This window comes from Listeria swaminathanii (assembly GCF_014229645.1).
Classification (GTDB): Bacteria; Bacillota; Bacilli; order Lactobacillales; family Listeriaceae; genus Listeria; species Listeria swaminathanii.
The window spans coordinates 20,833-37,074 of the sequence record NZ_JAATOD010000002.1; the positions used below are offsets into that span (position 1 = coordinate 20,833).

At 40.3% G+C, this 16,242-nt stretch carries 14 protein-coding genes; all 14 read right to left on the reverse strand.

The window, feature by feature from the left end; translation table 11 throughout:
• Window positions 1-366: 366 nt before the first annotated feature.
• Window positions 367-1,266, reverse strand: coding sequence for a tyrosine/lipid phosphatase LipA (gene lipA / locus HCX62_RS07275; protein ID WP_185638092.1), 900 nt, complete (start codon window positions 1,264-1,266; stop codon window positions 367-369).
• Window positions 1,267-1,407: 141 nt separating this feature from the next.
• On the reverse strand, window positions 1,408-2,760 hold the full coding sequence (ffh, locus tag HCX62_RS07280; protein WP_185638094.1) for a signal recognition particle protein: 1,353 nt from the start codon (window positions 2,758-2,760) through the stop codon (window positions 1,408-1,410).
• Between the two features lie 12 nt (window positions 2,761-2,772).
• Window positions 2,773-3,105 carry a putative DNA-binding protein gene (locus HCX62_RS07285; RefSeq protein ID WP_185638096.1) on the reverse strand — a complete coding sequence of 111 codons (333 nt, stop codon included), beginning with the start codon at window positions 3,103-3,105 and terminating at the stop codon, window positions 2,773-2,775.
• A gap of 112 nt (window positions 3,106-3,217) precedes the next feature.
• Window positions 3,218-4,204 carry a signal recognition particle-docking protein FtsY gene (ftsY, locus tag HCX62_RS07290; RefSeq protein ID WP_185638098.1) on the reverse strand — a complete coding sequence of 329 codons (987 nt, stop codon included), beginning with the start codon at window positions 4,202-4,204 and terminating at the stop codon, window positions 3,218-3,220.
• A gap of 14 nt (window positions 4,205-4,218) precedes the next feature.
• Window positions 4,219-7,779 carry a chromosome segregation protein SMC gene (gene smc, locus HCX62_RS07295; protein ID WP_185638100.1) on the reverse strand — a complete coding sequence of 1,187 codons (3,561 nt, stop codon included), beginning with the start codon at window positions 7,777-7,779 and terminating at the stop codon, window positions 4,219-4,221.
• A gap of 22 nt (window positions 7,780-7,801) precedes the next feature.
• On the reverse strand, window positions 7,802-8,491 hold the full coding sequence (rnc, locus tag HCX62_RS07300; protein ID WP_008948149.1) for a ribonuclease III: 690 nt from the start codon (window positions 8,489-8,491) through the stop codon (window positions 7,802-7,804).
• A gap of 197 nt (window positions 8,492-8,688) precedes the next feature.
• Window positions 8,689-8,922, reverse strand: a complete 234-nt coding sequence (locus HCX62_RS07305) for an acyl carrier protein (protein WP_003723866.1) — start codon at window positions 8,920-8,922, stop codon at window positions 8,689-8,691.
• A 106-nt stretch (window positions 8,923-9,028) separates the two neighbouring features.
• Entirely contained in the window at window positions 9,029-9,772 is a 744-nt protein-coding gene (gene fabG, locus HCX62_RS07310; RefSeq protein WP_008948151.1) for a 3-oxoacyl-[acyl-carrier-protein] reductase, read from the reverse strand.
• Window positions 9,773-9,775: 3 nt separating this feature from the next.
• A complete protein-coding gene (gene fabD / locus HCX62_RS07315) occupies window positions 9,776-10,717 on the reverse strand; it encodes an ACP S-malonyltransferase (protein WP_185638103.1) in 942 nt (313 codons plus the stop codon).
• On the reverse strand, window positions 10,710-11,723 hold the full coding sequence (gene plsX, locus HCX62_RS07320; RefSeq protein ID WP_185638105.1) for a phosphate acyltransferase PlsX: 1,014 nt from the start codon (window positions 11,721-11,723) through the stop codon (window positions 10,710-10,712). The genes fabD and plsX overlap by 8 nt, the downstream gene beginning before the upstream one ends.
• A 20-nt stretch (window positions 11,724-11,743) precedes the next feature.
• Window positions 11,744-12,313 carry a transcription factor FapR gene (fapR, locus tag HCX62_RS07325; protein ID WP_003736917.1) on the reverse strand — a complete coding sequence of 190 codons (570 nt, stop codon included), beginning with the start codon at window positions 12,311-12,313 and terminating at the stop codon, window positions 11,744-11,746.
• 180 nt (window positions 12,314-12,493) lie between these two features.
• Window positions 12,494-14,542 carry an ATP-dependent DNA helicase RecG gene (gene recG / locus HCX62_RS07330; RefSeq protein WP_185638107.1) on the reverse strand — a complete coding sequence of 683 codons (2,049 nt, stop codon included), beginning with the start codon at window positions 14,540-14,542 and terminating at the stop codon, window positions 12,494-12,496.
• Window positions 14,535-15,425 carry an L-serine ammonia-lyase, iron-sulfur-dependent, subunit alpha gene (gene sdaAA / locus HCX62_RS07335; protein ID WP_185420918.1) on the reverse strand — a complete coding sequence of 297 codons (891 nt, stop codon included), beginning with the start codon at window positions 15,423-15,425 and terminating at the stop codon, window positions 14,535-14,537. Before sdaAA ends, recG begins: the two co-directional genes overlap by 8 nt.
• Window positions 15,426-15,573: 148 nt before the next feature.
• The gene (sdaAB, locus tag HCX62_RS07340; RefSeq protein WP_008948156.1) at window positions 15,574-16,236 is read right to left on the reverse strand and encodes an L-serine ammonia-lyase, iron-sulfur-dependent subunit beta; all 663 of its coding nucleotides are present in this window, start codon (window positions 16,234-16,236) and stop codon (window positions 15,574-15,576) included.
• Window positions 16,237-16,242: the final 6 nt, after the last annotated feature.

Below are 16,242 nucleotides of genomic sequence, written 5' to 3' on the forward strand. Positions count from 1 at the left end.
TTATCCAATATCAGATTCAAATCATTTTATCAACATGCCCCTCCTTTCTTTTTCGAACCTACCACTAGTTGTTATAACCCGTTAGATAACTTTACTATATAGTATATTTTTAAAAATTAAAGTAAAAAGTACTAGAACAAAAAAATACTTCAATTCAAACGCATTAGTCTAAAAGTTACACAAATATGCGCATTTATAGCTTATATTTAAACTTTAGCACTGTTTCGCACGAGGTAAAAAGACCTATCAAAACCAACTTTACATGAATTGTCTTTCAATTGTATACAAATCTTTTTAAAATGGTTCTTCACTTCCGATTCTATTTGTACGCAAAAAAAATAGCCCTTTTTCAAGGGCTTCATTTTTTTAATAAAGATATGCTTTTTTCAGTTGTTCTTTTTTGTCGTCTGTCAGTCCGAGTTTTTCTTTTAAGAAGTTATCCATCGAGCCATATTTAGCATCAATTTCATCGAAGGCTGCATTGATATAAGATTCACGCACTTCCATTACTGCAGTCATTCCGGCAATGACTTTTTTATTATCGGTTTTTGCTGCAACGGCTTCAATTGCTTTTTTATTGTCCGCGGCGCGATATTTATTGGATAACATATAATCGTCAATAACGGTATTTTTATCCACACCTAGTGCCGAGAGAACTAAAGCCGTACCAAATCCAGCCCGGTCTTTTCCAGCTGTACAGTGCCACAAAACGGAGCCATCTTGGTTTGCTAGTAGTATATCGAAAAATTCTTTATAGGCTTGGATGGATGTTTCATCGGTAATAAAACTTTTATTGGCATTGATGAGAAATGTTTCTGGATTATCCATTTTGGCTAGGCTTGCAGTTAAATCTTGCACGCTTGTGGATGCGCCGTTATCTTTCATGACAGAATCGTGTGTATAGGTAACGTCTGTGAGTTTTGGATCTGGTTTGGCCGTTACTTCTGAATTCGTTCGAAAATCAACTATTTGTGAAAGATCGTATGTATTTACGAGTTTCTTTTTATCGGAATCACTTAAATTAGCGAGTTCGGCACTTCGAATGAGTTTATGGGGTTTAATGGTTAGCCCATCAGTTGTTTTATAACCGCCTAAGTCACGGACATTTACGGCACCTTCTAATTTGATTTGACTACCTGGTTTTAAGGTTGTTTTTTCGGTTTTCACATTTGCTTCTGCTTTTTCTTCTGAGGGCGCTCCGCATCCCCCTAATAGTAATGTTGCGCTTAATACCCCTGCTCCTGTTACTTTTACCCAATTTTTCATTCTTTCTCCTCCTTTTGTAAGCTTAATTGTCATTATAGCAATGCAATTTATTGGTTGAATGAAGGGTTTGTAAAGAAATGATTTTTAGGGTGTTAAGGTATAAAAAAAGCCAAAACCTGGAATGGGTTTTGGCTTTTTGAATTAAAATGGCATTTTGAAATTGCCGAATGGATTTTTTCCTTTTTTGCCTTTTCCTCCACCAGTCATTTGCTTCATCATTTTTTTCATTTCAGCAAATTGTTTTAGAAGGCGATTGATTTCTTGAACTGGACGTCCGCTACCACGAGCAATCCGTTTTCTTCTGCTAGCATTGATGATATCTGGATTATCTTTTTCGTTTTTAGTCATTGATTTGATAATCGCTTCAATGTGACCAAGTTGTTTATCATCTACATTCATGTTGTCGAGGCCTTTCATTTTGTTTGCCCCGGGCATCATTTTAAGTAGTTCATCTAGTGGGCCCATTTGTTTTACTTGTTGTAGTTGGTCCAAGAAGTCATCTAGCGTCATGCTATTGTCTTTCATTTTTTGTTCCATGGCTTTCATTTTTTCTGTGTCTACATCGGTTTGTGCTTTTTCAATAAGTGAAAGCACGTCGCCCATGCCGAGAATTCTTGAAGCCATACGGTCGGGATGGAAGGTTTCGAGTGCTTCCATTTTTTCACCAGTGGCGATAAATTTAATTGGTTTTCCAGTGACAGAACGAATCGAAAGTGCGGCACCACCACGTGTATCACCATCTAGTTTTGTTAATACGACTCCAGTAATTTCTAATTGTTCGTTGAAGCTTTGCGCCACGTTGACTGCGTCTTGCCCGGTCATCGAATCGACTACAAGCAAAATTTCGGTTGGTTTGGCGATTTCTTTGACTTGTTTTAGCTCGTCCATTAACGTTTCATCGATGTGCAAACGGCCGGCTGTATCGATAATGACATAATCTAAATGTTCTTCTTTGGCTTTTTCGATTGCTTGTTTAGCAATTTCTACTGGGCTTACTTGATCACCTAGCGAAAATACCGGCATATCTAGTTGCTTGCCAAGCGTTTCTAATTGTTTGATTGCGGCTGGACGATAAATATCCGCTGCAACTAGTAAAGGTTTACGGTTATATTTTTTGCGTAATAAATTAGCAAGTTTTCCGGAAGTGGTTGTTTTACCAGCCCCTTGCAAACCTACCATCATGATAACGGTTGGCGGACGGTCCGCTGTTCCGATTTTGCTTTCTTCGCCGCCCATTAGGCTTGTTAATTCTTCTTGAACTATTTTGATGACTTGTTGGCCGGGTGTTAGACTTTTCATTACATCCGAGCCGACAGCACGTTCGCTTACTGTTTTAATAAATTGTTTAACGACTTTAAAGTTAACATCGGCTTCTAGTAGAGCAAGACGCACTTCACGCATCATTTCTTTTACGTCAGCTTCGTTTACTTTCCCTTTGCCGCGAATTTTGTTCATTGTTTCTTGGAGTCTTCCAGCTAGTCCTTCAAATGCCATGATTCTGGCCTCCTAATCGATATTTTTAAGCTGTTCGAGCGTCTCTTTCACTTGCTCGTCCAGAAAATTCTTCTTGGTTAATTGTGTTTCTAATTGACTAAAGAGTTTTTCTCGTTGTTGATATTTTTTTAGCATCCCTAGTTTTTCTTCGTATTTTTCTAGGCTTTCTTCGGTTCTTTTAATATTATCATAAATGGCTTGTCTGCTCACTTCAAATTCTTCGGCAATTTCGCCTAGTGAGTAATCATCCAGGTAATAAAAAGAAACATAGGCTTTTTGTTTTGTTGTTAATAATTCTTGGTAAAAATCAAATAATAAATTCATCCGGTTTGTCTTCTCAAACAAGGCGTTTCACCTCTCTCCTTTTAAAGGATACGGGGAAATCGCGGGAATGTCAAGGAAGGTTAAACAAAAGAGAAAAAAGCCGGAATGACAAGCATCATTCGGCTTTCTCTGATTATTTTTCGTTGTCTACCATATCAGCAAATAAGCCATAAACATATTCATTTGCATCAAAGGCTTGCAGGTCATCCATTTGTTCCCCAAGACCGACGAATTTCACTGGAATGTCCAGTTCGTTACGGATGGCGATGACAATACCACCTTTGGCAGTTCCGTCTAGTTTTGTAAGGATAATTCCAGTTACGTCTGTTGTTTCTTTAAATTGTTTCGCTTGAACGAAGGCGTTTTGACCAGTGGTTGCATCAAGTACTAGTAAAACTTCGTGTGGCGCATTAGGAAGTTCGCGTGTAATGACACGTTTTACTTTTTCTAGTTCGTTCATTAGATTGACTTTATTTTGTAAACGGCCGGCTGTGTCGCAAAGTAAAATGTCTGCTTTGCGTGCTTTTGCGGCTTGAACGGCATCAAACATTACAGCGGCAGGGTCACTTCCCTCGGCTTGCTTAATGACATCAACGCCAGTGCGCTCGCCCCATACTTCTAATTGATCAATCGCACCAGCTCGGAACGTATCTCCGGCTGCTAACATAACTTTTTTGCCTTCTTGTTTAAAGCGATGGGCCATTTTTCCGATGGAGGTTGTTTTACCAACCCCGTTCACACCAACAAATAAAATAACAGTAAGTCCATCTTCTTCAATATGAAGCGCTTCATCTTCTTTTTCGTCGCCTTGGTAAATCTCGACTAATTTTTCGACAATCACTTCTTGGACATCTTTTGGATCGCTAATATTTCTAAGTTGCACTTCACGGCGCAGCGTATCAACTAGCTCCATTACTGTTTCAAAACCAACGTCTGCCCCGATAAGAATTTCTTCTAGTTCTTCAAAGAAATCTTCATCTACTTTACGATAACGAGCAACCATTTCGTTGATTTTCCCGGAAAAGTTGCCGCGTGTTTTGGATAAGCCATCTTTAAATTTTCCAGAAACAGAATCAGTTTGCTGGGTAATTTTATCTTTTAATTTTTTAAAAAAGGTCATTTTGTCTACTCCTTTTATTTAATGAGTTCGGCTGTTTCTTCTAAGCGAACCGATACTAGTTTGGAGACGCCGGACTCTTGCATGGTGACACCGTATAGCACGTCGGCTTCTTCCATTGTTCCTTTACGGTGCGTAATAACGATAAACTGGGTGCCAGACTCGAATTGTTTCAAGTAACGGCTAAAGCGCGTAACGTTGGCTTCATCTAGTGCTGCTTCTACCTCATCCAAAATACAGAACGGTACTGGACGAACTCGAATGATAGCAAATAGTAAAGCAATCGCAGTTAATGCGCGCTCCCCGCCGGAACGAAGCGATAAGTTTTGCAGTTTTTTGCCTGGAGGTTGAACGACGATATCAATCCCGGTAGTCAATAGATTTTCCGGATCGATTAAAACAAGTTCCGCACTTCCGCCACCAAATAATTCTGGGAAAACGATCGCAAATTGAGTTTTAATGGCTTCAAAACTTTCGCTGAAACGGATTTTCATTTCTTCGTCCATTTCGTCCATGACTTTAAAGAGGGTTTCTTTTGCGGCAAGTAAATCTGCTTGTTGCCCTGTTAGGAAGTCAAAACGTTCTTGGATTCGCTCAAATTCTTCGATAGCGCCAATATTAACAATGCCTAGTTCGTCGATAGAACGTTTTAATAAGCGAACTTTGGAACGCGCTTGCTCGGTATCTACTTCTGGCAAGATTTTTTCTTCGGCTTGCTCTGGAGTTAGTAAATAAGCTTCTTGCAGGCGGTCGATTCGGTTCGTAATATCTACTTCTAAACGGCCGATGCTGATTTCCGCATTATTTTTTTGTTCCATGTAGAAACTGATTTGGTTGTTTTTTTGCGTTAATTCAGCTTCTAATAGTTCTAGTTTTTCTTGTAGTTCTGCGCGAGTTTGTCTTGTTTGTGTTAGTTTTTCGCTTGTTTCAGCCTTATCTTTACGTAGTTCTTCGATAGATTTTCTAGCTGATTCTTCGCTTGTATGAACAGTTGTTAAGTTTGTTTTTAAGGAAACAAGCTTTTGTTCGGCCGCTTCTTTTTGTTCGTAGTTTTCATGCAGTGTCGTTGTTACACGTTCGACTGCTTCTGTGGCCGATTGTAATTGCTCCCGTTTGGCCGCGATTTGCGCTTTTAAGGAAGACAGGCTTTCTAAATCAGCCGCGCGTTTACTTTCTAATGCTTTACTTGAGCTTGTCATCGCTTTGATTTCTTCATCGGTTGCTTCGATTTGTTTCGCGATTTCGATTTGCTCTTGTAGCAATGTTTCTTTTCGCTCCAGTAGTTTATTTAATTCTTCGCTACCGTCTGCTTTTTCAATATCGTATAGTTGCAATTGCTTATTAAAGCGCTCTAAGTTCTCGGTTTCGCGGTCTAATTTTCCAAGTAATTCTTTTTCTTGTAAACGTAAATTTTCACCGATGCCACGTGTTTCTTCGAGTTCTTCGCGTTTTTTCGCCATGCTATCTTTAGCAAGTTGAACCGCGGATTCCATTTCACGCGTGGATTCGTTTAGTTCAGCGATTTTCTCCGCTAATTGCCCTAGTTCGTGTTTTCTTGTTAGGATGGATGATTTGCCACCTTTTGTAGCTCCACCGGTCATGGAACCGCCGGCATTAACCACGTCCCCTTCCAGTGTCACAATGCGATACCTGAAATTAACTAACCGAGCAAGTGTATTTGCCCCTTTTAAATCCTTCGCTAAAATCGTTGTACCTAATGCATTTAAAATGACTGGCGAAACTTTTTGGTCAAAAGAAATAACTTCGCTGGCAAGTGCGATAAAAGCAGGTTGATTGCTTAAAGCGTTTTTCGTTGCAGCTGGTAGTTCTCGTGGTTGAATGGTTGAAAGTGGCAAGAAAGTTGCGCGGCCGCTTTTCGTTTTCTTCAAGAAACTGATAGCTTCACGAGCAACACGGTCATCTTCTACAACAACATTCTGCGCACTGGCTCCAAGCGCTGTTTCCATTGCTTGTTGGTATTTCGCTGGAATTTCAACGAGTTCAACTAGCGCACCGAGAATGCCTGGAATTTCTTTTTTCGCTTTTAAGACTTCGCGAACACCTTGGAAAAATCCGGCATAATCATCCGCCAATTCTTCTAGGGTTTCTTTTCGCGATTTCATTTGCTGCACTGTTTCATAATGTTTATAAAGTGCGCGTTCCTGTGTTCCAAAAACGCCTTCTTGTTTGGCCAATGTTTGCTGCACTTCACGGTAAATTTCCATTTGTTCCGTGAGCTCGCTCTGGATTTTCGTTAAATGGGTTTTCGTTGTTTCGATTTGCGATAGCATATCTTTTCTATCATCGACATGGTGACTATTTTCTAAATCTAATTTGTCAATTCGGCTAGTAATTTGGCCAATTTGGCGTTCGATATAACCTAAGTCATTATTGATTGTCGTTTGCGTGTGGCGCAGATCAATATAATCACTTTTCCGGTTTTCAATTGCTTCTTCGGACAAATCATCATATTTGGCAAGTGTCGCTTCTAGCTCTTTTTTCGCTCTCACGGCAATTTCTAGTGCTGTTTCTTTTTCGAGTTTCGAACTACTTAGGACTTCTTTTTGCTCTTCTAAAGCAGTAATTTTTTCGGTGATTGCTGCTAAAGTTTCCGCGTATACTTGTTCATTTTCGCTACTATGTTTTTTACGTTCTAATTGAAGATTGCGTTCCCCTTCTAGTTGTTCGAGTTTTTCTGTTTCCACCAAAAGGCGTTCTTGTAAAGTATCTAGCGCAATATCGGTTTCATTCAGCGCTTGTTTTTCACGTGAAATAACCGCTTCTTCGGCATGTAATTCTTCGCGCAACTTAATTAAAACAGTTTGGTTTTCGCCAAATTCTTTGCGTACTTCGGCTAGTTTGGTTGTTAGAGAGCTGATTTCGCTCGCTAGTAAGGTCACTTCGTATTTTTCCAGTTCTTCTTGTTGGAATAAGTAATCTTTGGCAATGGAAGCTTGCATTTCCAGTGGCTCTAGTTGCCCTTCTAACTCATACAAAATATCTTGAACGCGGTTTAAATTTTCTTCCGTTTCAAATAATTTATTTTCTGCTTGTTTTTTACGATGCTTATATTTTAATACGCCGGCTGCTTCTTCAAAAATCGAGCGACGTTCTTCTGGTTTACTATTCAGGATTTCATCAATTTTCCCTTGCGAAATAATCGAAAAAGATTCCCGTCCAAGTCCAGAATCCATAAATAAATCAACAATATCTTTCAGTCGACAATTCTCTTTATTAATTAAAAATTCACTATCACCATTACGGTAAATCCGTCTTGTAACAGCTACTTCGCTATAATCAAGTGGTAAAAAATGGTCTTCATTTTCGAGAATAAGCGATACTTCCGCAAAATTAATTGGCTTACGCGTATCACTTCCAGCAAAAATAACGTCACCCATTCGGCCACCACGGAGCGATTTAGCGGACTGCTCACCAAGTACCCAGCGGATTGCTTCTGTAATATTACTTTTCCCGCTGCCATTTGGTCCTACAACTGCAGTCATGCCGGGCACGAAATCTATCGCAACTTTGTCAGCAAAGGATTTAAAGCCATTCATTTCTAATCGTTTTAATAACATGTCCGGACACCTCCATTTTTGTTTATCTGTGTGTTAGTTGGTTTATAGCGAATTGTGCCGCACTTTGTTCCGCTTGTTTTTTTGTTCTGCCGCTGCCTTTTCCAAGTACTTGTCCATTAACAATTACTTGCGCATCGAATGCTTTATTGTGCGCTGGTCCTGTTTCACCAAGGATATCATATTCGATCAAGACGTCGCGGTCCCGTTGAACAATTTCTTGCAGTTGCGTTTTATAATCAACTGTTTGTAGATATGCCCCTGCATCAATCTTCGGAAAAATCACGCGTTCTAAAAATGTAACGACTTTATCGATGCCATTATCTAAATAAAGCGCACCGATGAACGATTCGAATACATCTGCAAGAAGCGCTGGACGAGTTCTCCCGCCTGCTTTTTCTTCCCCTTTACCAAGTCGAACATATTTGGAAAAGTGGACTGCTTCGGCAAACTCAACTAAAGAAGGCTCACAAACAATTGCTGCGCGCATTTTTGTCATGTGTCCTTCTGCCATTTCTGGGTATTTATTAAAAAGATAATCCGATACAGTCAGTTCAAGTACTGCATCACCAAGAAACTCTAGGCGTTCATTATCTTTCACATTTTCCCGGCGGTGTTCATTGACGTACGAGGAATGTGTAAATGCTTGTTTTAATAATTCTACATCTTTAAAATCAAAGCCAACACTTTCTTGTAATTCTTCCCATTGATTCATTTCACTTGCCCCTCTCATTACTAATAAGCAAGTTCATTTTCTAAACAGCTACGAGCAAAAAGCTGCTTAGAAAATGAACCAACAAATCTTCTTAACCTTGAAAAAGAGGCTACCTGTACTACCTATCTCGCGTGCGGAAGTTACCACAGCAAAGATAAGTAACACGGGCACCCTCATTTATCCGGTCACATAAAGTTTTATGCGTTTGCCTCTATGTACTTCACTGCATCACCAACTGTGTTAATGTTTTCAGCGTCGCCATCAGAGATTTCAACTCCGAACTCGTCTTCAAGTTCCATTACTAATTCAACAACATCTAGGGAATCAGCACCTAGATCTTCTTTGAAGGAAGCTTCTAAAGTTACTTTGGATTCCTCGACACCTAAACGGTCTACGATGATTTTTGTAACTTTTTCTAATACTTCTGCCATTTTTCACTTCACCTCCCTCCAAGTATTATATAGGATTATTTCTCCTACGTAAACAAAAATATTTAAAGTAATGCGAGCCAAGTTAATTCGCATTCATTAACCCATTTTACATCACCATGCCGCCATCAACGGATAGTGTTTGACCAGTAATATACTTCGATGCATCGCTTGCTAAGAAAAGAACCGCATTCGCAATATCTTCTGTCGTTCCGTATGCACCAAGCGGAATTTGTGCTAACATAGCTTCTTTTGTTTTCTCGTCTAATTTGTCGGTCATTTCCGTTGTAATAAAACCTGGAGCGACAGCATTCACGTTAATTCCACGTGGAGCTAATTCACGAGCAGTTGTTTTTGTAAGGCCGATAACACCAGCTTTACTTGCTACATAGTTCGCTTGTCCAGCGTTACCAATTAAACCAACAACAGATGCCATATTAATAATTTTACCAGCGCGTTGTTTCATCATAGTACGTGTCACTGCTTTAGTGCAAAGGAAGGTTCCTTTTAGGTTGATATTAATCACATCGTCCCACTCTTCTTCTTTCATGCGCATTAACAGATTATCACGAGTAACTCCCGCATTATTTACTAAAATGTCGACACGACCAAAGCGCTCAATTGCTTGTTTGAAAAACGCATCCACGTCTTCCGCAATGGCTACGTTTGCTTTCATCGCTTCTACTTCCACGCCATGTTCGGCAACCAGTTTCGCTGTTTCTTCTGCAGCTTCTGGGCTACCATTGTAATTGAAGAAAATATTCGCGCCTTCTTTGGCTAAATGGATGGCGATGTCACGACCGATTCCGCGCGAGCCACCTGTTACTACTGCTACTTTGCCTTGTAAAGTCATTGATTATTCTCCTTTCAAAGTCGCCGCAACGCTTTTCACTGATTCCACATCACCTGCGGACAGTACAGTCACATCACGATTGATTTTTTTAATTAAACCAGCTAAAACTTTTCCAGAACCAATTTCAACAAATGTATCTACGCCGTTTTTAATTAGTTCTTCGACGATATCTTCCCATAATACTGGGGAATAGATTTGTTTGATTAGTTTATCGCTAATTTCAGCTTTGTCTGTTGTTTGTTTAGCATCAACATTGTTAACAACCGGAATGTTACCATCAGAAATCGTTACTTCTGCTAAAATATCACGGAAAGCAAGTGCGGCTGGTTCCATTAAGCTAGAGTGGAAAGGTCCGCTAACTGCAAGTGGTAATACGCGTTTTGCGCCGCTTGCTTTGGCTTTTTCACCAGCTTTTTCAACGCCAGCAGTTGTTCCTGAGATAACGATTTGGCCTGGGCAGTTAAGGTTTGCTAATTGCACTGCATCGCCTTCTCTAGTTACTTCTTCAGTGATTGTTTTTAATGTCGCACGGTCTAAACCAAGAACGGCAGCCATTGCGCCGGCACCATTTGGTACAGCAGCTTCCATTAATTCACCGCGTTTACGTACAAGATAAATCGCATCACTTGCTTCTAAAAATCCACCTGCTACAAGAGCGCTATATTCACCGAGGCTATGGCCTGCCACGTAATCCGCTTTGACGTCGTATGTTTCTAATGCGCGTAAAATCGCTACACTTGTGGAAACTAGTGCTGGTTGCGCATTTTCAGATTTTGTTAATAGTTCGATTGGTCCTTCTGTAATTAGATCTGTGATTGAAAAACCTAATCTTTCGTCAGCATCATCATAGATTTTTTTTGCTGCAGGATATTCTGCTGCTACATCTTGCCCCATGCCAATTTTTTGTGCTCCTTGACCGGGAAATACGAATGCGATTTTAGTCATTTGCTTCTGTTCCTCCTACTTTTACTTTATCTACTTCTGCTTTAATTGTTTCTACTACTTGTTTTTCAACCATTTCACGTACTTGGCGGATAGTGGTGAAAATACCATTTGCATTAGATGAACCGTGTGCTTTTACAACTGGAGCTTGAACACCAAATAAACAAGCACCACCGTATTCGCTATAATCCATTTTTGCTTTAAGTTCCATTAAATCTTTTTTCAGGAAGCTTGCTGCGACTTTATTTTTAAAGCCATTTAGTAAACTCATTTTGAGCATACTTAGGAAAGCAGCACCTGTTCCTTCGATGGATTTTAGTACCATGTTTCCAGTAAAGCCATCTGTCACAACGACATCGGCTACGTCCATTAATAAGTCGCGCGCTTCGATGTTGCCGATAAATTCATAAGCATCTTGATTTTTCATTAACTCAAATGATTTTTTCGTTAAGTCGTTTCCTTTTGTTTCTTCTGTTCCGATATTTAAAAGTGCTACGCGTGGACGTTCGATTTTACGTACTTTTTCTGCGTAAACCGAGCCCATTAAGCCAAATTGTAGTAAATGTTCTGGTTTTGCTTCTGCGTTTGCACCTAAATCAAGCATCACGAAGCCTTTTCCAGTAACAGTTGGCAGTGTTGGAGCAAGTGCTGGACGGTCAATACCTTTAATGCGTCCAATAACGAAGAGTCCAGTCGACATTAATGCGCCTGTGTTCCCAGCGGAGATACATGCGTCAGCTTCCCCGTCTTTTACTGCTTGGGCAGCAAGAACCATGGATGCTTTTTTCTTCCGTTTTACAGCGCGTACTGGTTCATCGTCGCTTTCAATTTTTTCATCGGTATGTATGATTTTCACACGTGTTTTATCTGTTAAATATTCGTTTATTTTGTTTTCGTCTCCAAAAAGAAGAATTTCGATATCTTTATATTGGGCCACAGCTTGCATAACACCTAAAACAATTTCTTTTGGTGCGTGATCTCCGCCCATCGCATCTACAGCAATTTTCATTATACGTCAGTCCTTTATTTTCATTTTTGCGTTGCGTGATACATTTCAAACTTGCCTTTAAGTACAATTTCATCTCCAACATAGCTTTTAACATCTACTATCGTAATAGCTCTGTTGTCTGTTGCCGGACGTACTTTTGCTTTTGCGATGATGCGTTCTCCTTCATTTACAGAACGTACAAAGCGAACAGTTGCTTGTGTAGTTAAAGCTAGTTCATTTGGGATGACTGCGGTTGCTAAGGAATTAGCTTGGGCAAACAAATGGTGCCCACGAGCGATTTTATTTCGTTTAAAAACATGCTCACTTCGCACATCAAAAATCGAAATGGCGCTCTTGCTAAGTTGAATATCAATAATTTCACCAATCACTTCATCGATGGGAAGGCTTTTTACTGCATCGGCATAATTGACACTCGCAACATGTTTGATTCGCTCTCTGAGTTCTGGAATAGAAAGTGCTACTCTATCTAAACGAATAGTTTGTACACTAACCCCAAATTTCTCAGCAAGTTGCTCATCTGTTATAAAAGGATTTTCTTCAATAGCAACTTGAAGTTTCATTTGACGATCCTTCTTAGAATATTTTTTCATGCACGTATCCTCATCTCTTTTTTGTGAAAGGTATTAATACCAGCTACTAAACAGTAGTTAAAAAAAGGAAGTTACCTCCGTAGGATAACATTCAGCACTTCCTTGTATTTTATTGGTACTTTAATATGTTATTAAAAATCGAGCAAAGTTGCAAGTTTTTTTAAAGATTGTTACATAGGTTTAATCTAGTTTTTGTTCGGTAAAGACGCCCTCTTCCTCAAGAAGAGTCACTAATTTTTGATAGAGTTTATTTTCTAGCATGTTTTCTTCAAAGATCATATGAACGGCATCTTGGCGCGCAATTTCTAGTACGCGGTAATCATGAACCATGTCTGCTACTTTGAATTCTGGAACACCACTTTGTTTTCGACCGAAGAAATCCCCTGGTCCGCGAAGTTCTAGGTCGCGTTCGCTGACAACGAAGCCGTCATTAGTTTCCGACATAATCATCATACGTTCTTTACCAACTTCGGTTTTTGGATCCGCAATTAAAATACAATACGATTGATCGGCCCCACGTCCAACCCGACCTCTTAATTGATGCAACTGCGCTAAACCAAAACGGTCGGCATCGTAAATGACCATCATCGTAGCATTTGGAACGTTTACGCCAACTTCGACTACCGTTGTTGAGACAAGGCAATCAATTTTTTTATCATTAAAGTCGCGCATGATTTGTTCTTTGTCGGCCGGTAATAACTTACCATGCATCAGTCCGGGGATATATTTAGTACCCCATTTGTTTTGTAAAATATTGAAAACGTCTATCGCATTTTGCACATCGAGTTTTTCGGATTCTTCAATCAGCGGGCAAATAATGTAAACTTGGTGCCCTTTCTCGATTTCTTTTTCCATAAAGCCGATGACGCGATCAAGCATTTGATGTTTGACCCAGTAGGTTTCAATTTCTTTTCGACCAGCAGGAAGTTCATCGATAATCGATACATCCATTTCGCCAAATGCTGTAATTGCAAGCGTTCTAGGGATTGGAGTAGCTGTCATAAATAACACATCCGGATATTCACCTTTTTCGCGAAGAACCCGGCGCTGCGCTACGCCAAACCGGTGCTGCTCATCAGTAATAACTAAACCTAGACGGTGATAAATTACTTCATCTTGAATTAATGCATGTGTTCCAATTAAAACATCAATCGAGCCATTTTCAAGCATTGCGAGTAGCTCTCTGCGTTGCTTTCCTTTTACGCTACTAGTAAGTAAGCCAACTGTGATATCAAATGGTTGCAATAGCTCTACTAATGAATTAGCGTGTTGTTCGGCTAAAATTTCGGTCGGTACCATTAAGGCACTTTGGAAGCCACTTTTGGCGGCGGCATACATTGCAATCGAGGCTACGACTGTTTTCCCTGAACCAACATCACCTTGTAGCAAACGGTTCATATGGAAATGCGATAACATATCCCCGCAGATCTCATTAACCACGCGCTTTTGTGCTTTAGTTAGCGGGAACGGCAACGACTCGATATAATGACGCAAATCTTCTACATCATAGTTAATCGAAATTCCGCCTGATTTTTCGCGTTCAATTTTACGGAAAAACTGCATTTTCAATTGGAACAGCAGGAATTCTTCGTAGACCATTCGGCGCCTAGCTTGTTTTAATTCCTCATTATTTTTTGGAAAATGGAGAATGCGCACTGCTTCCAGACGGTCCATTAATTGATATTTCTCGAGTAAATTAGCTGGAATCACTTCTTCTATGTCACTGCTATAGGCATCAAAAGCGAGCCGAGTGTATTTTTGCATCGTTTTATTGCGTAGCGTTCCTTTTAGACGGTAAACGCCTTCTAGTTCTTCTTCATTTTCGACAGCGCCGATTTTGATTTTACTAGCTGTAACTTGAGCGCGACTCTTATCCCATTTACCTGAAATCGTCACGGTTTCGCCAACGCTAATTTTACTTTTTAAATAAGGCTGGTTGAAAAAATCGATTTTGATGACTTGACCTTCTGTTGACACACGGAAAGAAAGCTTGGACTTTTTTCGGCCGTAAAAGGCAACGGTTGCTTCTGTCAGCACTTCGCCTTGGATGGTAATCCGTTCCTCATGCGCTACTTCGGATAAATCACGCAATCGATAATCTTCATAACGATACGGAAAGTTCCAAAGTAAATCATGAACGGTCGATAAACCCAGCTCTTTTAACGTTTTAGCTGTTTCTTCACCAATTCCTTTGATTTCGGTTGTCGGGATTCGTTTAAGTTCACTCACGCTTATCTTCTGGCGACAGGCCAAAAATCTTCCGCTGAATTGCACGTCCAGTCGGTGTAGCCGCCAATCCTCCTTCTGCCGTTTCTCTTAATGAGCTTGGCATTTGTAAGCCTACGCGGTGCATTGCTTCAATGACTTCATCACATGGGATGCGGCTCTTAATACCCGCTAATGCCATATCAGCTGAAATAATTGCTTGCGAAGAACCAAGTGCATTACGTTTGACGCATGGTACTTCTACAAGTCCCGCTACAGGATCACACACAAGTCCAAGCATGTTTTTCATCGTCATTGCCATTGCATGTGCGGATTGTTCGGGCGTTCCACCGGCTGCTGCTACAATCGCCGCTGAAGCCATCGCACTTGCTGATCCGATTTCCGCCTGACAACCACCCGCTGCCCCGCTTATAAAAGCATTATTCGCCACAACATACCCAAAGGCACCAGCTGTGAATAAAAAGTTAACCATATCTTCACGCGTCATTTCAAGACGATCTTTTAAAGAAAAAAGTACGCCAGGAACAACGCCTGCGCTTCCTGCAGTAGGTGTTGCGCAAATCACGCCCATCGAGGCATTGACTTCATTTGTCGCGATTGCTTTTGCTACTGAATCGAGCAAAACTTCACCGGATAGGAAGTTTCCTTTTTTGATATAGTCTTGCATTAGGACAGCATCTCCGCCTGTTAAACCGGTTGTAGAAGTAACGCCAGCCTCGCCCTCGCGAATGGCTTCTTCCATAATATCTAAATTCCGTTCCATCGCGGCAGTTATTTCCTCCCGCGGTAAACCAGAAATATTCATTTCACGATTAATCATAATTTCAGCAATAGTTAGGTTGTCGCGTTCAGCGATATCTACTAATTCTGCTACAGTTCTAAACATTGTTCCACACTCACTTTCTATACTCTTTACAAACATACCTGATTTACAACTCAAAATAAAGCCAAATGCACGTTTTATTTACGCACATTTGGCTTTACACAAATCGAGCGAAAGCCACCGATTTACTAGCGATTAAGTACCAAACCTATTAAATCATGACACTTGCTACTTGATAAATCCCTGGTAATTCAGCAATTTTGCTAATTAAAGCTTGTTCAACTTGTTGGTCCACTTCAATGACCATTAACGCTTCGTCGCCTTTTACTTTACGCGATACTTTCATTTGACCGATATTAATTTTATGGTCAGCAATTACGGAAGACACTGCAGCAATCGCGCCAAATTTGTCTTGATGTAAAATAAGGATAGCTGGAGCAGTTCCAGTGAATTCTAGTTCAAATTCGTTGAGGCGAATAATTTCAACTTTCCCGCCGCCAATCGATGCACCAATTAAAGTCATTTGTTGCATACCATGTTTGAGCACTAATTTTACTGTGTTTGGGTGCGGTGGCTCTTCCACTTCTTCGATAAACTGGATGCGCATGCCCCATTCTTCAGCCAGTTGCGGTGATTCTTTCATCCGTGGATCATCTGGCTCAAAACCAAGCAATCCACCGATAAGCGCCACATCTGTTCCGTGCCCTTTATACGTTTTTGCAAAAGAACCATATAAATGAATATCTACTTGGGATGGTTGTTCATTAAAAACAGCTCGCGCGATGGCACCAATTCGACTAGCACCGGCAGTATGAGAACTTGATGGACCAATCATTACGGGACCAATAATATCAAACACGCTATTAAATTTCACTAAAAT